The 21,263-nt window shown below is 64.6% G+C and carries 20 protein-coding genes; 1 reads left to right on the top strand and 19 read right to left on the bottom strand.

The genetic code is table 11. The features are described 5' to 3' along the window. Positions 1-22: 22 nt before the first annotated feature. The 18 genes from DI005_RS22195 to DI005_RS22275 form a co-directional block, all read right to left on the bottom strand. Positions 23-475, bottom strand: a complete 453-nt coding sequence (locus DI005_RS22195) for a TadE family protein (protein ID WP_113643393.1) — start codon at positions 473-475, stop codon at positions 23-25. Next, positions 472-846 carry a TadE/TadG family type IV pilus assembly protein gene (locus DI005_RS22200; RefSeq protein WP_233520259.1) on the bottom strand — a complete coding sequence of 125 codons (375 nt, stop codon included), beginning with the start codon at positions 844-846 and terminating at the stop codon, positions 472-474. The genes DI005_RS22195 and DI005_RS22200 overlap by 4 nt, the downstream gene beginning before the upstream one ends. A 101-nt stretch (positions 847-947) precedes the next feature. Then, positions 948-1,367, bottom strand: a complete 420-nt coding sequence (locus DI005_RS22205) for a hypothetical protein (protein WP_113643395.1) — start codon at positions 1,365-1,367, stop codon at positions 948-950. 85 nt (positions 1,368-1,452) lie between these two features. Continuing rightward, the gene (locus tag DI005_RS22210; protein WP_113643396.1) at positions 1,453-1,707 is read right to left on the bottom strand and encodes a hypothetical protein; all 255 of its coding nucleotides are present in this window, start codon (positions 1,705-1,707) and stop codon (positions 1,453-1,455) included. A gap of 70 nt (positions 1,708-1,777) precedes the next feature. Beyond that, entirely contained in the window at positions 1,778-2,683 is a 906-nt protein-coding gene (locus tag DI005_RS22215; RefSeq protein ID WP_113643397.1) for a pilus assembly protein TadB, read from the bottom strand. Beyond that, a complete protein-coding gene (locus DI005_RS22220) occupies positions 2,680-3,615 on the bottom strand; it encodes a type II secretion system F family protein (RefSeq protein WP_113643398.1) in 936 nt (311 codons plus the stop codon). The genes DI005_RS22215 and DI005_RS22220 overlap by 4 nt, the downstream gene beginning before the upstream one ends. Further along, a complete protein-coding gene (locus tag DI005_RS22225) occupies positions 3,612-5,141 on the bottom strand; it encodes a CpaF family protein (protein ID WP_113643399.1) in 1,530 nt (509 codons plus the stop codon). Before DI005_RS22225 ends, DI005_RS22220 begins: the two co-directional genes overlap by 4 nt. Further along, positions 5,138-5,620, bottom strand: coding sequence for a hypothetical protein (locus DI005_RS39150; protein ID WP_233520260.1), 483 nt, complete (start codon positions 5,618-5,620; stop codon positions 5,138-5,140). The genes DI005_RS22225 and DI005_RS39150 overlap by 4 nt, the downstream gene beginning before the upstream one ends. Before the next feature lie 385 nt (positions 5,621-6,005). Then, a complete protein-coding gene (locus DI005_RS22235) occupies positions 6,006-6,572 on the bottom strand; it encodes an SAF domain-containing protein (RefSeq protein WP_233520261.1) in 567 nt (188 codons plus the stop codon). Between the two features lie 225 nt (positions 6,573-6,797). After that, the gene (locus DI005_RS39155; protein WP_233520262.1) at positions 6,798-7,088 is read right to left on the bottom strand and encodes a hypothetical protein; all 291 of its coding nucleotides are present in this window, start codon (positions 7,086-7,088) and stop codon (positions 6,798-6,800) included. 659 nt (positions 7,089-7,747) lie between these two features. Continuing rightward, the gene (locus tag DI005_RS38010) at positions 7,748-8,338 is read right to left on the bottom strand and encodes a hypothetical protein (RefSeq protein WP_147263899.1); all 591 of its coding nucleotides are present in this window, start codon (positions 8,336-8,338) and stop codon (positions 7,748-7,750) included. A gap of 11 nt (positions 8,339-8,349) precedes the next feature. Next, positions 8,350-8,985 (bottom strand): methyltransferase, encoded by a 636-nt coding sequence (locus DI005_RS22245; protein WP_233520271.1) that lies wholly within the window; start codon positions 8,983-8,985, stop codon positions 8,350-8,352. A gap of 760 nt (positions 8,986-9,745) precedes the next feature. Next, complete coding sequence (locus DI005_RS22250; protein WP_255565738.1) at positions 9,746-12,013, bottom strand: helix-turn-helix domain-containing protein; 2,268 nt, start codon at positions 12,011-12,013, stop codon at positions 9,746-9,748. Positions 12,014-13,394: 1,381 nt separating this feature from the next. Continuing rightward, complete coding sequence (locus DI005_RS22255) at positions 13,395-14,573, bottom strand: enolase C-terminal domain-like protein (RefSeq protein ID WP_158559870.1); 1,179 nt, start codon at positions 14,571-14,573, stop codon at positions 13,395-13,397. Positions 14,574-14,729: 156 nt separating this feature from the next. Beyond that, positions 14,730-15,905 (bottom strand): MalY/PatB family protein, encoded by a 1,176-nt coding sequence (locus DI005_RS22260; RefSeq protein ID WP_147263900.1) that lies wholly within the window; start codon positions 15,903-15,905, stop codon positions 14,730-14,732. Between the two features lie 45 nt (positions 15,906-15,950). Beyond that, complete coding sequence (locus DI005_RS22265) at positions 15,951-16,745, bottom strand: amino acid ABC transporter ATP-binding protein (RefSeq protein ID WP_113643405.1); 795 nt, start codon at positions 16,743-16,745, stop codon at positions 15,951-15,953. Next, the gene (locus DI005_RS22270; protein WP_158559871.1) at positions 16,742-17,692 is read right to left on the bottom strand and encodes an amino acid ABC transporter permease; all 951 of its coding nucleotides are present in this window, start codon (positions 17,690-17,692) and stop codon (positions 16,742-16,744) included. The genes DI005_RS22265 and DI005_RS22270 overlap by 4 nt, the downstream gene beginning before the upstream one ends. Then, on the bottom strand, positions 17,689-18,564 hold the full coding sequence (locus tag DI005_RS22275) for an ABC transporter substrate-binding protein (protein ID WP_113643407.1): 876 nt from the start codon (positions 18,562-18,564) through the stop codon (positions 17,689-17,691). The genes DI005_RS22270 and DI005_RS22275 overlap by 4 nt, the downstream gene beginning before the upstream one ends. A 123-nt stretch (positions 18,565-18,687) precedes the next feature. Here DI005_RS22275 and DI005_RS22280 point away from each other — a divergent pair, with 123 nt between their 5' ends. Further along, entirely contained in the window at positions 18,688-19,590 is a 903-nt protein-coding gene (locus DI005_RS22280; RefSeq protein ID WP_113643408.1) for a LysR family transcriptional regulator, read from the top strand. 431 nt (positions 19,591-20,021) lie between these two features. On the opposite strand, the gene DI005_RS22285 is transcribed toward DI005_RS22280, so the two are convergent. Then, a complete protein-coding gene (locus DI005_RS22285) occupies positions 20,022-20,945 on the bottom strand; it encodes a hypothetical protein (protein ID WP_113643409.1) in 924 nt (307 codons plus the stop codon). Between the last annotated feature and the right edge of the window lie 318 nt (positions 20,946-21,263).

The following is a 21,263-nucleotide window of genomic DNA, read 5'->3' on the forward strand; positions in this document are numbered from 1 at the left end:
TCGCGCGGTGTTCTCCGGATGATCACGGGATGCCTCGGTAGGGGTCGACAGGGCTTGTGAAGGTACTGGTGATTGTTCGCGTGCCGCCGGGGACGGGCAGGGCGAGATCGCTGAGCGGGACGCGGCAGGTAAGGCTGGCCCGGACCTGCCCCCCGCGGCCGACAGCGATCTGGGCGGCGTAGACCGACACACTCGATTCCTGGCAGGCGAGTCCCTCTTGATCAAGCCGTTCGCGGGCGACTTGAGTTCCAGCCTGCTGTGCCGCGGCGGGACCGCGGGCGAGCGAAGCGGCCCGCGCGGCGGCGGTGGCGGCGTTGTCGACCGTTTGCTGCGCCGAACTGACCCGGGCGCCTGCAACAATCAGCAGCCCTACAAAGATCACCGCGGGTACCAAGATGGCGGCTTCAACACTTACCGAGCCCACGTCACTCCAGTGCCGCGCCCAGACGCAGTGCGCTCGGGTTTCGTGGCTCACGACCCACCTCCCGCAGTCAGAGCAGGCACGGTGAAACGCTCCTTCGTTGCCTGCGCGTTTGCCTGGACGCGGACATCCAAACTCGGGATGGGCAGCAGGCGAACGGCGGTGCCTGAGACAGCGACCCGGACGGTTTCCGCGGTGACCTTGGCGTGGACCTCGGGTGCGGTGAGTACGCTGCGTCCGGCGCGGTCGGTGAACGAGCGAGCCGCGGCGGCCGCCGTCGTGTTCGTAGCACCGACCGGGCGGCCAGCATCCACACCGGCTTGAGCAGCTTGGGCGGCCACGGCATGCGCGTGCCACCACAAACCGCTCTGCACAGCCAAGAGGATCAGCAGTAGCACGACGGGGAACAGAACCGCCAGTCCCACCGACTCCGCCCCGGTGTCATCAGCTACTCGTGCCTGGCAGAAAGCCCACATCCGTGTCCATACAGAACGATCTGCCGCGCGGCCAGGAGTCATAAGAGCCATCACCTCATCTCTGCGGCCGGGTTCGTGGCTCCGTCACGCGTTGGGAAAGGATCTTGCGGTGTGGAGCCCTTCGTCGGCGCTCTTGGCGCTGCCGGTTTCTGGTTCGCGACCTTCTTTGTGTTGGGCGAGCCGCCGGTGGACTTCTTTCGCTTGGGGCGTACCGTTCTCCGGCTTTCCAGCCATCGGGTGAGATCAGCGACGGGTACGTCGGTGAACGTGGAGAGCTCACCGATCTCGATGACGTCGCTGGACTCCATAACGACGTCGCCGAGTTCGCGTTCGATGTTGCCGAGCTGTTCCGCGATCTCGGCGCGACGCGATGCGAGTTGACCGACCCTCTGTGCTGCGGCGGACCTTTTCGCGCTCCGGGCAGCGTCGGCCTCTTCGACACGGCGTTCGATGTCCTCAGTGGTAGCCATCCTGGCCTGTGCCTCCTTCTCCGTTGCGCACTAGATCCGGTTCGCGAGCCTCGGCCCCGGTGGGTCTGAGCAGCTGTGTGCGACCTCAGTTAATCTGTCCTTGGTAGTTCTGCACTGCCGCACGGATGGCGAACCCAAGCCCTATCGCTATCGCCAGGCCGATCGCGACGAGCACGGCCTTTTCCACGGATTCCGATCCGCGATCGCCCGACGCGCGCACCCGTTCACAACGCTTCTCCACAGTGGCGATCAGCACCATCGCCATTCCAGCCAGCGTGAGCGCAAGCTGCGCGGAGTGGCTCCGGGCCGAACTGACACAGCGGTCCATGGTCTTGGTCATCGATGTTCACCTCCTTCCTGTTGCACGGGAAGCGTTTGTGTCGTAGCGGTTTCCGACACCATCCACTCGCCTAGCCACCACCCGTCATCAGTCGGATTATGGCCGGGTACATCACCAACAGGAGGAACGCGACCAACAGCAGCGACACCGGAAGTGCGAGCCGTTGGGAGCGCGAGTTGGCGTCTGCCTTGTCCGCAGCCAGCGCGGCAGCGCGCAGCGCACCCGCTTTGGCGATCAGGGTGGTGTATATGGCAGCTCCGTCGGCAGCGGTCCCGAGGATGTCGGCCAGATCGGCAAGTTCGACCACTCCCATCCGTTTCGCCAGCCGGGACAAGGCGTCCCACGGCGTGTGCCCGGCGTGCATGGCGCGGCCGAGGGTGCGGCTGATCCGGGCAAATACCCAGGATTCTCCGACCGCAGCGGCCTCGCCCAGTGCTTGGCTGGGGGCACGCCCGATGGCGCGTTCCTGCGCAACGAGGTCGAGATACGCGGCGATGGCACGGCGGAACTCCTCGCGTGCGCGGGTGGCGTCCTCCTGCACCGCTAGGACCGGCACCATCGACCCCGCCACAGCGGCCACCACTGCAGCCAGCACCACGATGATGCCGGAGAAGCCGACCCCAGCGAACCACGCCAAGGCTGCCGCTGCGAGAACGGTCGCCGTGCAACCACCGGCCCACGCCAGCCGTCGAGCGACATAACGGTCGGCGGTCTGGTCGAGCACGTCTAGGTCGGCGGCGGGGATTCCCCACCAGCGATTCGACGACCGCGCCGAGTACCCGATCAGTCGCTGTATTCGTGTCGACCAGCGCCCCCGTGGCAGAGTACCGTCTGCGCGGCGACTGGTGCGGTCGTCCAGCTGCGCGACGGCGGCGGCGACATTGACTGGCGCCGGTCGCACCAGCGCCAGGATCACGCACAAGACAGCCAGCCCGGCCAGTGCACCGAGCACGGCGGCGACGATGCCTGGATTCATCGCGACACCTCTGCCTTAGCGCGGGCCGCTGAGAACAGGGTGCGCTTCGATTTCGCTGCACCGGCCGACGTGCGCGATGCCGCACCTAACAATCGGGCCGGGCGGCGGGTACGGGTCAGCAGGTGCATCCACCATCCTGCCGCGCCCAGCAGACCCCCGATCCCGGTCATTACGAGCTGACCGCGCAGGTTGTTGAACGGTGTCAGGAACTCGTGGGCGAAGAACACCAGGCCGGCCATTAAGACCACAGTGATGCCGAGGATGGCGCGGACGTCGGTGCGGGGTTTCGCGCGGTCGGCTTCAATGTCGCGGCGGGCGACGACCTCGCGTTCCAGGGCCGCGGCCTTGGCGTCGAGGATGTCGACCAGCCCGCGTCCACCCGCGCGGGCACGCAGGATGAGCGCCAGCACAACCTCGTCGGCGGCTTCGTCGCTCACGTCGTCGGCGAAGGCGCGTAGCGCGGATTCCAGGCCTCGGGTGCGCAGCCGCACCGCTAGGGTTTCGATCTCGGTGGCTAACGCTTCGGGGGCGGTGCGGGCCGAGCTTGCTATGGCCTGTTCTAAACCACCTGAGCCGGAGGCAAGAATATCAGCGAGCCGCCGTACCCAGCCCGCGAGCGCGTCCAGCCGCACGATGACCCAGCGCGCGTTATGTCCACGGGCGAGGATCGGCACAGCCAGTGCCGCGGCAACGGCCAGAATCGTGGCAACCGGCCAGCCGGTGGCCCACCACACGGTCACGCCGGCGGCGAGCGCCAGCAGAGCCCGGCGCAACGGAATCCGCGCCACGAGATGCCGCCAGTTTCCAGCCCGCCGCGGTGTGGCTCCTCGAGCGGCGTCGCTCACTTCACCTGGCGGCAGGAACGCCACGATCACGCAGACGACCGCCAGCGCCGTGGCCACGCCGAGCAGTCCCGACCACACACTCGTCATCGTCGGCCTCCGTCCGGGAAGCCGGCGCCTTGCCAGGTGCCTGCGCCGGCGGTGTCGAACTCATTGCGGTCGAAGCCGTACCGCTCCAGGCGCTCCACAAGGTCACGGCTCGGGGCGTAGGCCGGAACTGCACGCCCATCGGCCGGACGTGGTGCGAAGATGCGGGTAGTATCCGGGCGGCCAGAATCGCCGACTGGCCCAACCTCGATCACTTCGGAGACGAACCGCTCCCGGCGGCACCCTCCAGGGTGATCCTGGTCGGTGCGGGAGACGTGTACGACGAGGTCGATGGCCGAGGCGGTCCACTGATGGGCAGCCTCGATTGCCAGCGGTGGATCGGCCAGCTGTCCGAGCGCGCCGATCCGGTCGAACACCGCCGACGCGCTCGTGGCGTGCAGCGTGCACATGCCGCCAGCGGCTCCGTTGCCCAAGGCACGGAGCATCGCGGTGACTTCGCCGGCCCGGACTTCACCGACGATCACGCGGCTCGGCGAGTGACGCAGCGTCTGCTTGAGTAGGTCGTCTAAGGAAATCTCCCCGGTCCCCTCCGAGTTGGCCGGACGCGCCTCCAGGGGTGTGACCAACGGGCGGGCGCTGATATGGAGGCCGAGTTCGTATTCCTCCTCGACGGTGACGACATGCTCAAAGGCCGGAATCTCGGCGCACAACGCGCGCAGCAGGGTGGTCTTGCCAGCTGCTGGGCCGCCGGAGACGATCATGTTGCACCCCACACTCACCGCCGAACGCAGGAACGAGGCGAGCAGCGGGTCAAGGGTGCCGTTCGCCACGAGGTCGTCGAGGCCGACATCCACCAGGCGATGGCGGCGGATCGCCACCCGCGGCCGGTCGGACACCTCCATCACCGCCGCAACTCGGGCACCCAGCGGGCCACCAGCCCCGATGCGGAGGTTCCCCAACGGGCGCCCGGCATTGAACTCGCGCGAGGTCTGGCCCTGGCGGGCGAACATGGCCGCGAGCATCTCCACCAGCTCGGCGTCGGTGTCGGCCACCGGGTGCGGCGAATGCTCGACCGAACCGTCCGCCAGCTCCAGGAACACACGGTCGCAGCCGTGCACGTGGATGTTCTCCACGTCGTCACGTTCCAGTAGCTCCTCCAGCGCGCCCAACCCGGACAGGGCGGCAACCACGGCACGGACCAACCGGCGTTCGTCATCGACCGGCATAGGCGCCTGGCCTGCGTTGGCGCGGCGCTGCACCCAGGCCGCGACCTCCTCGGCCACGTAGGCGCGCATCCGCACCTGCTGCTCCTCAGCCGACAGAGACGTATCCAGATGCGACTCGCCCGCAGCGACCCGTTCCAGCCGGGCGGCGACCGATTCCCGGATCGCCCGGACGGCCTGCGGGTCGAGTCGTCCGTCCGGCGTGTCGTTCTGCGGGGCCCCGGGTGCTGGCAGCGTCGCTGCCCCGGCTCCCATCGCAAGGCCGTGTCGCAGCGCCAGGGTCGCCGGATACGGGTAGTCGGTAGGGCCGCTGGCTGAGCGGTATCCATTGTGCGGCATCGTCATCGTTCGCCTCTGGGGAACAGGGTCTCCGAAGCCGGTAGGTCCGGATTGCGCAATTCGGCGGGCGAGTAGGTGTGGTGGGTGCCGTGCAGTCTGCGCGCCGCGCGACGCACGCTGCGCAGCAACGACGAGCGACGTGGGAACGCGCCTCCGTCTACTCCGTCGGAGAACGCCGCCGCTGTCCGCTCGTCTGCGGGAACCTCGACGGCGACCTCTCGAGCCAATGCCGCTCGGACTTCACGGGTGCCCGCGGGCGTCGCGGCACACACGGCCAGTCCCAGTCGCTCCGGCGCGATCCGTTCGGCGATTTCGGCCAGCACTGGGCGCGCAGCCAGCACGTGGCGCTGGGTCGGGCGCACCGCCACCAGGACCAGATCCGCCGCCAGCAGCAACGGCCACGGCGTGGCAGCGCTGTAGCGGCCGAGGTCGACCAGCGCGTCTGCGGGGCGGCCGGCCGCAGTCTTGAACGCGGCCAGCGCCACGGTCAGGCGTGTCCACCCCGGGGTGCCGACAGCGGTGTGCTGGCCCGGCGCAGTCAGCCCAGCCAGTAGTCCAACATGCCGAGCTGGAGGCACTGCCTGAACGTGCGCGATCAGTGTCGCTGGGTCACCAGCTGTCGCGTGCCGTGTCACCGTGGCGTGCGACAAGACACCGCGGTCCGTACGGATAGTGCCGTCGATAACCCATTGGCCCAGCCAGCCCAGTGCAAGGTCGCCCCCGGCCGGGTCGCAGTCGGCCAGTAATGCTGGCGCGGGCCAGGCGGCCGCTAGTGCCGCAATTGTCGTGGTCGCGCCAGGCGCACCCTTGCCCGAAACGATCGTGATCATTGCCAACTCTCTCACCGCCCTCTCCAGACAGTCAGTTGTTCTAAGCGCCGGGGCCGAGCTGGACCATGACGACCTGGCCTGCGGAGGCACTCGTCGCGGCCTGCGCGGCGGCCGCGCCTACGACGACATCGACGGTGACTGCGCCGGTGGAGTCTGGCGGGCCGACGCCCAATACCCGCGCGCGAAACGGTCCGGCCGTGCTCGCCGGCGCTAGTCCTGCATCGGTCCCTGCGCCGCTCGATACAGGGCTGACCTGAACCAGATCACCGGGGAACAAGCCCCGTGCAGGCAGGTGCCCTGGCTTCACAGGAAGCCCGATCAACCGTTCACCCGGTCCGGGAACTGGCTGCGCGGAAATTTGGCCTGGCGCCAGCACGCTGCCCTCGGGCAGCCTCGAGCGAGCGACACGCCCAACGATCCCGGCTCGGTCACTGGCCGGGATCGAGGACAATGGCTGGTCCGGGACTGCTTTCGCCACCCCGAGATCGGCCTCGCCGATCCGCTGGCCCCACCCGACATCCCGGGTCAGCACCAGCACATCGACTCGTTCGTCTTGTCCCGCGATCAACGCGTAGTTGCCGAAGGCGACCACGGCAGCCAGCACCACCGCGACGCCCAGCAGCCACCAGCGTCGCCTCCGTGGCACTCTCGGGCCATCGCCGTCCTCAGGCTGCTCAGCGACGACCGAGTCACTTCCACCGGGTTGTGACAGCCGGGAAAAAGACGCAGCAGTACCCATAGGGGTAGTTCCTTCCCCATTCCGGAAATTCGGTTCCTTTATTTCCGCAGAATGCGAGAACCCCATACGTCGCAGAATGCGGTTATGTCAGTGCTAGTTCGCGCGCAGCGCCTGAACCTCGGCGACCGCGAACGTGGCGGTTTCCCGGGAGAGCATCTGCGGGAAGTCCCCACCCACCGGAACAGTTCCATCCGATCCGACCCAGCTCACCGACCACTGGATCGCCCACTCCGCACTGGTCTGATCATTCGGCTGTCCCACCGAAGAGCGGGTGTAAACGAAGCCACAATCTGGGCTGGCAGCATGCAGCCCGTACGAGCGATCATACGGTGTTCCTGGACCCGTGCAGGTCATCGAACCGCCTGTACCCGAATCGAAGGTCATTCCGGTAGGGACGGCCGTCACTTCGGCCCACACCGCGCCGACCTGTACGCGCTCGACTGCGGGCTTCCATGCGGCTGGCGCCGTCCATATCCACGTGTGTTCGCCGACGATCGTGGCCCTTCGCCCATCCGGCAATTGTATGTCCGGTGAATGCCGCGGCACTGGAAGCGGTAGTCGAAGTTGTTCAAATGCCCTTGCCGCCAACTGGGCCGGTGTCGGCGGTCGTCGTGAGGGCTCCTGACCAGGTGGGGCGAGGTCGTCCGCCGGCAGCGGTGGAAGGCATCGCAGTCCGACCGTACTGCCGCCCGGCTGAATACCGCCGGAACCGGCGCCAGTTCCAAACCCGCCCAGGACGCACCCCGGCGGGATGCCGGTTGGGGAAGTCGCCGTTCCAACAGACCTCGTCGCTGCTCGACTGTCCGTATCGGAGCCCCTCGGCGTCGTGCGCGGCCCGCCGGGCCGGAGAGGTGCTTGGCCTTGGTTCTCCAACACCCGCATGTCCACGCCTGGCTGGGAGTAGCGTCCGTAAGGGTCGACCGGAGTGACGATGACCTGTCCATCGTCATGCGGTTCATCGGCCGCGACCGGGCTGGGTGACAGGAACCCGCCAGCCGTGACGGCGCAGCTCGTGAGCACAGCCAGTCGGACGGGGCACATCATCAGCACGCACCCCCCGGAAAATCAATCTTGGAGACCTTCCATTGCCCACCTGAAGCATCGCGTACTAGCGTTGCGTGGACAGGCATCCTTGCCACACCAACCGTTTTCTTGTCACCTGTAGCCGCATCAGCCTGTCCTGCGCGCGAACCGTCCTGGCAGTCCACAACCTTCGCGGAGTCTCCGGTGACCACCACTGAAGTGATCCGCACTGTGACCTCTCCGTAGGTGGTGATCCCCGCGGCCTTCTGCTGGCGCATCGACGAGAGCGTGATGGACAGTTGTGGGTCCACGGCAACAGCCGACATCGCGTCACGCCAATTCTCTTCCGGCCGCTGCGCCACCTGCAACGAGAGTGGCCAGAACTGGATGTACGCCTGCTCGACCGCCTGACGCTGGTTCGGTGCCGACGAAAACGGCGTGCTCGCCTGCGGCGCCGACATCTCCGGCGATGGGGCTTGCGGACGGGACTCCTCAGTACCGCTGCATCCCATCACGAGTATAGGAGCCAGCAAGAAGCTCGCAGTGCCGAGCCGCTGCGACCAACGACGAGCATGGACGATCATCAGGTTACCCTCCATTGTCTGCTTCAACGCCAGCCCCTTTACGCACTCAGCACGCTCGCCAAAGCGCCAGCGATCAGCGATGGGCCCGCCGGAAAACGTGCCCTTCTGCTCCGCCGCACTGCGGCGACAGCAAGCGCCACCGCAGCCGTCGCGACGCTTGCCCACAGCAATCCGCGCAGAAGCCCGGCCCAGCCCCACCAGCTCACGAATACCGCGATAGCTCCGTACAGTGCCGAATCCCCGCCACCCGTATGCTCCGGCGCCCATCCCTGCGCCACCAGCGCGGCGACCAGAACAACAAGACCCGAGGTCGCGGCAAAGAGCAGATTCATCCACTGACCCGTGGTGGCAGCGGCCGCCAGGAAGCACACCAGGCAACCACCCGCCCACGCCGCGAGCAGAGTGAAGGGAAGGCGACGACACCGCAAGTCGACAAGGGCAAGAATCGTTCCGAGCGCGCACACCCAGCACCACGCCAACAGCACTGGCACGGTGCCACCGAAGCGCGCCCGACCGATCGCGAAAAGCACGGCCAACGCCGTCGACGCCGCAGCCACCGCGATTACCCTGCGCTGCCGCTCCTCGGAGCCTCCCTGAGCTCCGGCCGAGCGCTCGGCCACCCAGACCGCCACCAGACCGGTCAGCACACCCGAGACACCGAGCGTCCACGGCATGAGCGACACGATGCACCTCCTCGCCAATGCCTGATCGGGACCGCGCCCGCACCGCGAGACGTCCGGTCTTCGAGGCGCCAATGACGAATCGACTGTCATAACCCGTGCCGCGCGGACGCACGAACTATCATGAGATTCACTCTTTCGGCTTATCGCGCGCAGAGCCAGCGGGCGCGGTCCACTCCGAGGCGTGGTCGGCGTCTGCTGTAAACACACCTTCGTCAGCACGATCGCTTGGCGCGACCGTGGACCTGTCGAGAATGAGTTCCCTGACAGGCTGCCATCGGAGACAGTGATCGCACCAGACGTAGCCCGGAATGGACTGTGGGTTGGCGACCAGTTCGCCGAGAACGCTGTCGTCGACGTGCCCGACATGACGTGCGTGAGCACAGACGAGGAGGAAATGCACCATCGATTGTACCCCTCCGGAAGGCAAAGGACGCGACCAAACCCATGCGCGATCGCCGCTGCGGAGGTATGGCGGATGCGAGCTTGACGGACACCGACGACCCCCCGGCTGCGCCGATGGCGTCGATCGTGGTGAACTCGCATCACTCCACTGTGACCTGACTCCACACGCGATGGAAGGCTCCCGCGAGGACAGTTGTGTCCTTTTTCTTGTCCTGTTTTAGGTCCCTTCTGTCCAGCAGAAAATCATTTTCAAGAACGGATGTATGAGCGATGACCGATCTCTCACAAGTATCGACTCAATGTCACGCGACGAGCACCTAAGAGATCGGACGGCAGGCTGAAGAGAGAGTTAGGCGCCGGCCTCCCCGCAGGCATCACCGTCTAGTTCCAGGGCGGCAATACGTGCCTCGACATCGAGCGCCCTCGGGTCCCCCAGAGAGGTGAGAATGCCGTCGGCCTCGCGATAGCAAGCACGTGCTTGGCTGGTGAAACCGAGCGCGGTCAGTGCCTCGGCACGGGCGATGCTTGTCTCCGCTTCGCCCCAACGTTCGCCGCTTTTGCGGCGCAGGTTGAGCGCGGCATCGAACTGCTCAACCGCATCTTGGTAACGCTGTCCTTCGAGGAGAAGCATCCCGTAGTGGTGGCGAGCGAGGCTGAGCACTGGTATGGACGGGACTTCGGCCGCGAAGTCGACCGCTTGCCGCGCAGTGTCGATGGCCAGCGAGATGTCGCCGGATTCCTGGTATATGCTGGCAAGGGCGGCACATGTGAAGGCGCGTCCGAAGTCGAAATCTTGTTGTGCGAAGGTGTCGTCAGCCTTCAGAAAGCAGCCGCGAGCCTCCTCCGTGCGACCTAGCCGCCGGTAGGCTGACCCGAGCGTGAAAGCGACCCAGCTGCGAACGCGGGCATCGTCAGCCAGTTGGACGTGCAGGTGCAGCGCCTCGGCCAGGTTGCTCGCAGCCGCTGAGGCCCAGCCGATCTCGTACCGAGCCCGACCAAGACTATGCAAACACCACGGAACACCGTGCACCAGCCCATTGCGGCGCGCGGCGTCGAGACTACGGGTGGCAGCCGTCAGCCAGATGTTCCATAGCTTGGCGACATAGAAGTACGGCAGGAACAACGTGGGAAGCTGCCAGACCGCGTCAGGCACTGACCCCCTGAGCTGGTCGGCGATACAGAGCGCAGTGGTGAGCTCGGCTTCGCACCAGGCGAGCGCACCGTCGTAGCCACTATCGTCGAAGGTCAGCGGCGCGATACCGGTGTCATCTAGATGGGCGGCCAAGGCCGTGCCCGCCCAATTGGGGGCCAGGGCATTGCCAGCGTGCCACGCAGAGTTCAGGTACCAGCGCAGCACACGGTCACATGCGCGCTCCACCTCAACCGCACGGTCCTCGTCACGAGCCCTCCGCTGGGCGTAGTCGCGAAGAAGCTGATTCATCAGCAGTCGGCCGGCGCGGGATTCCTCAAGCATGTACGCGTTGCGCAGCTCGTCCACGACCTCTCGGACCGTTTCGTGCGGCAATGCGGCGAGGGCCCCCGTGGCCTCGACGCTGAGTGTTGCGGGCACGACGCCGAGAAGTCTGAACACACGTCGTGCTCGTGGAGTCAGTGCGAGATAAGACAGGTCAAGCGCACCAAGCAGGTTGACCGACGCATCCGAGTGGGATGAGAGTAGGTCCAGCCGTTCCTCGCCCGAGAGTTCAGCGGCGACCTTCACCAGGCGTCCCCGTTGCACGCGCTCGGCCGCCATGAACACTGCCATCGGAAGTCCACCACAGCGCCGTACAAGTGTCGTAGCCGACTCGAGGTCAGCCTCAACTTGTGCGTCGCCAATGAGCCGCCGTAGCAAAGTCATAGCCTCGTCCGAGGACAGCGGCGGCAGGTCTAGGCGTATGCCGCCGCTGTGCAACAGCACCTCGGTTTGGTGTTCGCGACTAGTCAGAAGCGCCACGCTGCCCGCGCCTGGCAGCAAATGGCGTACCTGGTTGTAGTCGGCGATGTTGTCCAGGACTACCAATGCCGGCCGGGTCCCCAGCAATGAACGGTAACGGGCCGCGCGCTCGTCGAGCGTCCCTCGCAGGGAGTCGCTCTTCTCGCTCAGCGCGAGCAGAAACGCATCGAGCACCTCGCCCCCGTCCACCGGAGCGCCAGGGGCGATCCCGCGCAGGTCCGCGTACAGCGCGCCTCCGGGAAAATGGCCCTCGACTTGAGCGGCCCAGTGCAGCGCAAGGGCCGTTTTGCCCACCCATACCCCGCCTTCGATCACGGCGACGACTGATGCGCCAGGTCGTGTCGGGGCCAGCAGCGCTGCATTCAGCTGATGCAGGTACGTCTCACGCCCAACGAAGTCCGGAGGCGCAGGTGGTAGCTGCCGCGGCATCAGCGGAGGCCACAGCCCCTCCTGTTCTTGAGCGATACGAGCGAGCTCACCTCCGGTCTCGAGGACGGTCTCGATCTGGCTGACCACTGCTGGCACCAACCGCCTACGGCCGTGAAGCATCTTGGACAGATAGCTGGGGCTGTAGCCAGCATGGCGGGCTACCTCCTCCATAGACATGCCGCGTGACTTCCGCCAGCGATGCACCGCCTCCGCAAAAGCGTTGAAAGCCCGCACATTCCCCCCTCGTTCACACGCGACTCCACCCGCCGGCGGAGCAGTACGACACGCCTGGGCGAGACGTGCCTTTACCAAGGGGGACCGATCCGAGATTCCCGCAACCAACGGACGATTATCTCGACAGCCAGATTCGCTTATTGCCGCAGTGATGCAACGCCGACCACGCCTTCGCCCGAGCGTGGGGCGACCCGCCGCCCGATTACCACCTGTTCCCGCCACCCAACGGGACACAGTGGCAACGGTCACCTGCATCGTTCACACAATAACCGCAGCTCAACAGCTCCACCGAGCACCATCGGTCTCCCAGAATGCGGTTCACCTCTGATCTCTCTGGATACCTGGCACTGTCGCCGCGGGCAATGCTCAGCCAAGCATTAACCACATCGAGTTAATACACTTGGAGGATAACTACTGAGGGTTACGCAGCGAGGGTGCCGCCTCCAGCCGACGATCCGATCGCGCCACTCGCGGCGGGCGGCCTGGCATCTCGCACCGTTTCCTCACCCTGTAGCTCCTTCCGGGTACTCGCCGATGAGGTGTATCGGATCGACGCTCGAGGCGGGCGAAGGACGGGTCCGCGCTGGAGTCCACCACGGTGACGTTCGAGTCGAAGGAGCCGTCACGGCCTGCCTCAGAGTAGCTCAGCCACCCGTATGCGTGACCCTCAGCGGCCAACCGCGACGAGCGACGTGGCGATAGCGCCGAGGGCGACCTGTCGCCGCATCCAGATCGGCGGTGAAGGCGCCAGCTGGGTGTCGGTTCGCTCATCCAACGCCCGAGCACACACGCAGATTGATGTCGTAGTGCAGCTCGGCGACGACGCTGGGCCGCAGGCGTATTGCGGTCTGCCCGCGCGTGAGCCCCTCGGCCAATTCTCATGGGTGACGGATACCGCCCTAGCCCCAGGCACGCAGGTAGCCCTTCGGTATCTCCCTGAGCTCTCCGACAGCCGTTACCACGAATTCGAGCCGATTGTGCCGCGCTACGCTGGGCGGATTGAGCGCTCAAGTTTACCGACCCCGGCGGACTGGCCGCACACGTCAACGCGGACCCATCTCCGAATCGGCGCCGGAGCACCATCTACTGGGGCAACGAAACGGTCTCCCGGCTCACCGCCAACGTGGTCGCCGGGATGCAGGAACGGGACAGCCGCCCTCTCGATTCCGCCCCTTGTTAAAACGCAGGGTCGAGGCTGAGGGCCATTGCTGCGACTACTACGGACGCCCTGCCTCTCCTGGGATCCGCTCGGGCCCGTGTCCGACGCAGATCCGGCCAGGTACGCACCGGCGTACGGACGCAAAGGCCGCCAGGTGTCGACACACCCGGCGGCCCTGCGGCTATTAACCCCCAGCCCCTACCCCTAGCGTCCGCCAGCTGCCTACCCCGACACCCGGTACTTGTCGATCGCATCCGTGTCGCAATCGACTCCGATACCCGGCGTATTGGGCGCCAGGAACGTGCCGTCGGGCCGCAATTCCGGCTCGTTGGGTGTTACGTCCGACCTCAGACGCAGTACCCGAAACAGATTCGCCGGAGCGTACTCGATGTATTTCACGTTCGGATTTGCGGCGGCCAAGTGGAGCGCACCGCCAGTTGCGAGCGTTGTTGCCGATACGCCAAAAGGCGTGATACTCCTGGCCCGCTTCGCCGCCGCCTGCGCTACCTCGTGCGCCCCCAGCAAGCCGGCCACATGCGCGCCTGGTTGCACGATGTCCGTGTTCGCGAACTCCATCTGCGCTAAGAAGCGTTCCAGCGTTTCCATACCGCCGCCCGTCGCGAGCGGCAGACCAACCTCGTCTCGAAGCCGCCGCCACCATTCCCACTGCTCCGGCAGAAAAGGATCCTCCAGAAACTCGGCGCCCAATGACTTGTACGCCTTCGCGGCCTCCGCACCCGCGGTATACTCGGCCCACCGGTAAACATTATCGACGAACAACGTCACGGAGTCACCGACGTGGGAGCGCACCTCATCAACAATCGTCACCGCCTGACGTTCGTCGGTGTTGTAACTGGTTGCTTCGATTTTGAAATGTCGGTACCCGAAGCTCCTGGCACGATCGATATCGTCCTTCGCCTTGGCAACCACATCGGGGTAGCTGCCGCGATTGAAGATCGTGATATAGGGAGTAATGACGTGCTGCTCGGGACCTTCGGCCGGTCCTAGAAGTAGCTGCCAGGCGGGCACGCCGTCGAGTCGACCGGCGAGATCGAACAGCGCCGTCTCAATCGCGCCATTGGCTACCCGACCGAGGCCGGAACGTCCAGACAACGTGGTGTTGCTGCGGAGCGCGTCTACCGCGGCAAGGACATCAGCGAACTGCTGGCCCACCAGCGCGGCCCGCGGGCCGCGGTCGCGTGGATGCGGACGGTCCGCCTCTACGTGCGCCTTGAGCGCGAGCAGCAGGCCATTCGCCTCTGCCCAACCGCTGACCCCGTCCTCTGTCTGGACTTCGACAATCGCGGCTTCCTCTCGGAAGACGTTCGTCATACCCGGCAATCGCACGAGATGCACCCGCAAATCGCCGATTACCGATTTGGCAAAATTCGATTCCACCACGACACACCGTTCCTTCCATCGGAGTTTCATCTCTGTTCGTCACCGCTCCGACACAGGGGCCAGCCACTCACCAAAGCCCGGTCGACAGGTACTCGACATTGCCGCGACCGACAACCCTGAGCCCAGGGGGAGGTCAATCATTCAGCCTGCGGGCAATCAGGACGAGTTCCGGGTCGGCGACCTACGTAGCGCGCTTGTCATCCGTTCCAACGCCTCCAGTAGGACGGCCTGGGGAGTTGCGAAGTTCACCCTGACGAATCCAGCGCCGCCGACGCCGTGCTCGTCACCGCTAGTGGTAGCCACACCGGCGGTCTCTATGAGGTAGCGCTGTGGGTCCGGAAGGCCGAACTCGCGTAGGTCGAACCAGGCGAGGTAGGTTGCCTCCGGCATACACATGACCCGCCCCAACCCGGCCGCATTCAGATAGTCGTCGACTGCCAGCCGGTTGACGTCAAGCAATTTGATCGCTTCGTCCAACCATGGCTGCCCTTGTGTGAAGGCAGCGGTAGACGCCTCGATCCCGAGAGGCGAGATGCCACCCTTTGACGCGCGCGGCAATACGTCCCAGGTTAGCTGATCCGCCGGATTCGTTAGCACCATGATCGCACAACGCAGTCCTGGGATGTTCCACGCCTTGCTAGCACTTGTCAGTGTTATCGAATGCTCCGCTGCCGCCGAGCTTACGCTCGCGTAAGGCACGAACTTCGTCCCGTACCGAAGGGGCGAATGCACCTCGTCGCTGATGACGCGTGCGCCGAACCGCTCTACGAGCACGCTGAGCTCAGCTAGCTCGCTATGGTTGAAGACCCGACCCACAGGATTACTCGGATTGCACAGCAGCACGGTCCGCGCGCCCTGCCGAAGAGCCTTCTCGATCGCCGGAACATCCAGGATGTAGCCATTCTCGCCGAGTAGCATCGGCACCTCTATCACCTGCCGTTGCGCCGCCTCGACCGCGTCCAGAAAACGACTGTACGTAGGCGTGATAACCACGATAGGAGTATGCGGGGGAGCGAAATGCCTGAGGGCAAGCACCATCCCCTTGATGACATCCGAAATGAGGTTGACGTGTTCAGGTTGTACCGGCAGACCTTGTGTGGTTAGCCACTCCGCTGCGGCGGCCGGCAACTCGCTGTCGTGCCCGGGGAGCGGATACCCGAAGGCTTGGCGATCAACCGCGTCGCGGACGGCCGCCATGATCGGTTCCGCCACCGGCAGGTCCATCTCGGCGACGGTCAGGTCGATGATTTCTGCCGAATATAGCGACCACCGTTTGCAGCGTCGCGCCCTGGAATTCGCAACGCTCCAACTCGCCAGATCTGAAATGGTCAACTTGCTTCCAACCCCTTCTGTCGTGGTATTTCCTCACCGCGACTTCTATGCTGTTGTGTCCGCACTGCGACGGTTCCTCATATGAGCGAGGAAGTACTGTGTGCGCTCCTGCTGTGGCGCGTCGATCACCTGGCGCGGATTTCCGCTCTCGACAATTGATCCATCGCACATGAAATGCACTTCCGTCGCGACCTCTGCCGCAAATTCGATCTCATGGGTCACCACGATCATCGTCACGTCCTCCTGCGCGAGCGATCGCATCACTGCGAGGACCTCACCCACGAGTTCAGGATCAAGCGCCGAGGTCGGCTCGTCGAAAAGCAGCACCTTGGGATTCGATGCGAGAGCACGCGCGATCGCAACTCTCTGTTGCTGACCTCCGGAGATATGCCCTGGGTAATGGTCGGCCTTGTCCACAAGACCAACGCGATCCAGCAGTTCGAACGCGCGCTCACGGGCTTGCGCCTTCGGCGTACCCAGACCGCTTGTCTGGCCCTCCATCACGTTCTGCAGAACCGTCATGTGCGCGAACAGGTTGAACTGCTGGAAGACCATCCCGGTGCAGCGACGTTGCGCGGCAAGACGCCGTGAACTGCACGGACGGAGACGTCCCCGCTCGCGCTTGTAGCCGATACAACGGTCTTCGATCTCTACACCGCCGGAAGTCGGTACTTCCAGTCGATTGATACAACGCAAAAGGGTGCTCTTACCTGAGCCTGAGGGTCCGAGGAGACAAACCACGCTTCCTCGGGGGACATCGAGATCGACGCCGCGTAGCGCGTGCACATCGCCGTACCACTTATGAACGCCAATGGCACGAACCACAATACTTCCGCTCATCGCACGCTCCTCGGCCGCGTCCTCAGGCTCCCACGGAGCCAGGACCGCACTCTGCCGGGCCCCGGGCGATCTCCGTAACCCCGTGAATACCGAACCTCGATACGACGTTGCAGCCAGGTGAGCAGCAAGACGATCACCATGTACCAGCCACTGACCACAATCAAGAGCGGAATCTGCTGGAAGTTCTGGGAGTAGATGAGCTGCGCGCGCGTCATCAAGTCGCCGGCCCCGATTACGAAGACTAGCGAGGTGTTCTTGATGTTAATAATCATGGCATTGCCGTAGGCAGGCAGGATCACCCTGAGCGCCTGCGGAAGCACGATGCGGCGGAATGTGCACGCCGGTTTCAGTCCACAAGCCGCAGCTGCGTCGATCTGCCCACGCGGTACCGAGATGATTCCACCACGGAAGTACTCCGCCAAGAACGCTGCCTCGCCAAGTGCGAGACCGAGCAATGCCGCTGCGAACTGAGTCATTACCGAGTTTGTGTCGAGTGTGACAAGGTCCGGACCAAATGGGATGCCAATCGACAAGACTGGTACGACGGCCGCAAGGTAGTACCAGAACAACATCTGCACCATCGTGGGAACTGTCCGAAACACAGCGACGTAGAGGCGAGCGACCGCCACGAGCACCGGATTGTGTGACAGCGCCATGAGCGCCACGGTGAGCCCGATGACAGTTGCAAGCACCTGTGAGACCATCGTCAATCCCAAGGTGACGAGCAGGCCATCAAGTATCTGCGGGTCAAAGAAGTAGTCGGCCACGATATCCCAGGACAGCCGAGGATTGGTCGCCGCGCCGTATACCAGTTGCGCAGCAAAGAGGAGAACCACGCCCGCCACGACCCACCGCACGATATGCAGGCCCGGTTTGACCTCGAAGTCCTCGGCGGTAGCCCGATCGCGGTCGAGCGACGTCTCCCGGCTTTCGGTAAGCGATGTCATGACTTGTCGCCCCCGTTCACGGTGAACAACGAGATATCGTTTGGAACAATTGATTGCAGTGACCACTTCTTCGCGATCCGCTCGTACTCGCCGCTCTGCCATATCTCCTTCCATGCAGCGAGCACGGCACCCACCAGGTCATCGCGCCCCTTCGCGAACGGCATACCCAGCGGATCCAGCGCAATCGGCAGTTTGCCCACGATCTCGAACGTGTCAGAGTTCCTGCTGACGAAGTAGGGCGTCACCGTGGTGCCCCCGAGGAAGGCGTCAGCACGCCCAGTCTCCACGGCGAATTCCAAGCCGTTGTCGTCCTTGAAAGTCTGGAAATTGATCGCAGGTTCGCCCGTCTCTTTGCATTTCGGCGACACGTCCTTGTTTAGGATATTGAACTCGGTCTGCCCCGCCTTCACCGCGACTGTCCGGCCACATAGAGTAAGTGGGTTGGCCGTGATTCCCTTACGATCATTTTTTCGTGTCACAATCACAGTGCCCGATGGCGCGTAGTCGACAAGGTCGACGACCGCGCGCCGCTCCGGCGTATCGCTCACATTGAAGAGAGCGGTGTCAAACCGGCCGGATTGTATACCGGGAATCACAGCGTCGAACGGAACGGCCACCAGCTTCATCTCGACGCCGAGCCGACGGCCCAACGCCCTGGTGAGGTCCACGTTCAACCCGTCCAGCTCGCCCTTCTTGTTCAAGAAGCTCGTCGGAACCTTGTAATCACCCGTAGCGACCACCAAAGTGGTCGGCAGGCCCGCAGAATTGTCCGAACCAACGGCCCCGGAATTGGTCCCGCAGGACGTACTGACCAGCGCGAGCGATAGCGCCGCTGCCATCAGTGTTTTCAATCGAGGAGAACGCTTTGCCATCGGAGTCTCCGATCTGCCCGTTAGGTGCTCCTATATAGACTTCGCGCGGGTTTCGCCAGCATGGCAGCGTGTACGCTGGCGCGGTAGGTGGCATCTCCCTGTCGCCAGTGTTAGGCTGGGCCTATGGCTGCTCATGAGAGCCTGGAAACATTCGATCTCGTTGTATTCCTCACCGTTGCCCGCGCCGGAAGCTTCGGCACAGCGGCCAGGGAACTGCGACTCGCGACGCCCTCCGTGAGCGCACGCATCGCCACGCTGGAACACAAACTGACGACGCAGTTGTTCGCACGCACAGCCCGCGGGTCAACGCTTACCCCAGCCGGAGAACGACTGGTGCCTTACGCACGTCGCTGTCTCGACTTACTCGGCGAGGCTCACCAGGCAGTGGGAACCGAGGCGTCCAGCCGGCTCATTCTTGCCGCGCCCGCCAGCCTCGGAACGGAACTCTTCCCACCGGTACTCAAGATCTTGAGCGATTCGTCGTTACAAGCGCACTGCCGAGTCGCCCACAGTCGTGAAGTAATCGACCTTTTACTGGATGGAACAGCGGATATCGGACTGGTCATCAATCAGGCTTTTCCGGCAAGCATCACGGCGCACAACTTGTGCCGCTCCAGACTGCTCACCGTGAGCCATCCCCGACATCCGTTGGCCGAGCAACCTTCGGTAGGTATCGACGCGCTAAGTACCTCACGGATTGCCGTCTATCGCTGGAATCCAGACGCGGATATACTTGCCGAGATCTTCGAATATCCGCGACGACCGCCGGAACGTCCGGTCCAACTTCTTGGACTACCCTCAGTCGCGATCGAGTTGGCGATCAAACAGGATTATGTGGCAATCATTCCTGAATTCGCGGCAGTGGATTCACTGCGGGCTGGAACTATCGTCGAGTTGTCGCTCACGTTGCCACGGTGGTCGCTCGACGTACAGCTTGCCTACCGACGCGAGGCAGCACAAACCAACGCGGTGAAGACTCTGCTTGCCAACGTAGATGCCATCGCCGCAGGCATCCAGCAGGATTGAGACCTTCGAGGGATGGATCCAAGCTGGCCGCGTCAGTGACACATCACCGCTGCCGGCGATGTCAATTGCGAGGTTGGCTTATCCGGCTCAGCACCGACCTTGACGGCTGGTCGGCTTACGACAGCAAGTCCGTCACCGGGGATTCGAGTTCGTCCAAACGCGAGTATGACGTCCCTCCCGCAGCCCCGGCAACCGGCGTATGTAGGACAGGCGCGGCGGGCCGAGCACCCGGCGATCGACCCGAGGCCGATCTCCGCCGACACGCGGCGCACGTGACCGGAATTGGCGCTGAGAGGGCACGGCGGCTTGCGGGTCTGTGCGCTCTGAAGCCGAGGAGGACGCGACAGTCGAGTTGGCCGAGGACGAGATCGAATCCGAGAGACTCCGACGCATGCACGCTGGCGGCTTGATCGTTTGAAATGGCAGGCCGGTCAGCGGTGGTACGGCACGAGCCGGGTCCACTCACCGAGCGTCCGGACGAATCCGTCGTCGTCGGTCGGGTCGAGCGCGCCGAGGATCTCCGATTCACGGTGGTGATTACCGGCACGGGTGACGGTCATCGGTGCGTATGGGCTGGTATCCCACGAGTTGCGATGTCCGTCGTGCACGGAAACATAGAAGACTTCGTCGTCGACCATTTCCACGGCGTACCGCACCACGAGGTGGGCGAGCATCGGGTCGTCTTCCGCCGCTGCCCGGCCGCCGTGCGCCTGACACGCGGAGACCAGTTGCTCGATACGCACCAACCGATCGCGGGCCGCCCACCGCTCGGCCGGTGAGCGATCAGGTCCCCAGCCACTGACCAACCACGCGGCGGCACCTTCGGGGAGCGGACCGGTTTGGCCGTTGCGCAGTGATCGGGTGACCTCGCAAATCTGCCATGCACGGGAGGTCGCGGCGGGATCCTGTCCGGTCGGCAGGAGACGCAACGCCTGCGTGCGGCTGGCGGCGTCAGAGGACAGTTCGTCGGCGATCGTGAGCCGCTGGGCGCGGGTCAACGCGTTCACGGACGCGGGCAGTTCGGTCGCTAGCAGGTCCTTGACGTCAGTGAAGCTCCACTGGTCGGTGTGCCGGTAACCGCCTTCGGGCAGGTGGATCTCATTGATCTTGTCCGCCGGTGCGCGCAGTTGGTCGATGAGCGTGGTCACGCCGGCCTCGATCGCGGAGTACGTGTCCAGCCAGGCGGCGGCGTCCCACGCCCCTTCCGAGAGGCGGGTGAGGACGTGCGCGAGTTCGCTGGCCTGGTGAGTGTCGGCGAGGGTGGTGACCTTGACACTGTGGTCGGACCATTCGCCGGGCCAGGTGGCAATGACGGTGGCGCGGGGACCGGAGGGCAGAACGCTGTAGCTGGTCAACAGATGTCTCCTGACGGACGACTGGTAGACAGCAGGCGCGGCACGCAGAGCTCGCCGTCGAAGCAGAGAGGATGTCCGGGAGCTCTGCGGCACGACCGCCGAGCCAGTCCGTTCGCACAGCATAGACCCGCAGCCGGATAGCCGCATCTAGTGGGATGGTGGTCTCAGCGCACATCATTGCGGGGCTGGAGGTGATCCTGGTGTCGGCGCAGCCTGAACAGGCACGGGCTTCGGCGACCGGGTGCTGGTGCTGCGGCACCGAGTACCCCGAGGCGGAGCTGGTTCGCCTGGGACAGCATCGCGAGATCGGGTTTGCCT

The sequence above is a fragment of the Prauserella sp. PE36 genome, assembly GCF_003311655.1.
Taxonomy (GTDB): domain Bacteria; phylum Actinomycetota; class Actinomycetes; order Mycobacteriales; family Pseudonocardiaceae; genus Prauserella_A; species Prauserella_A endophytica.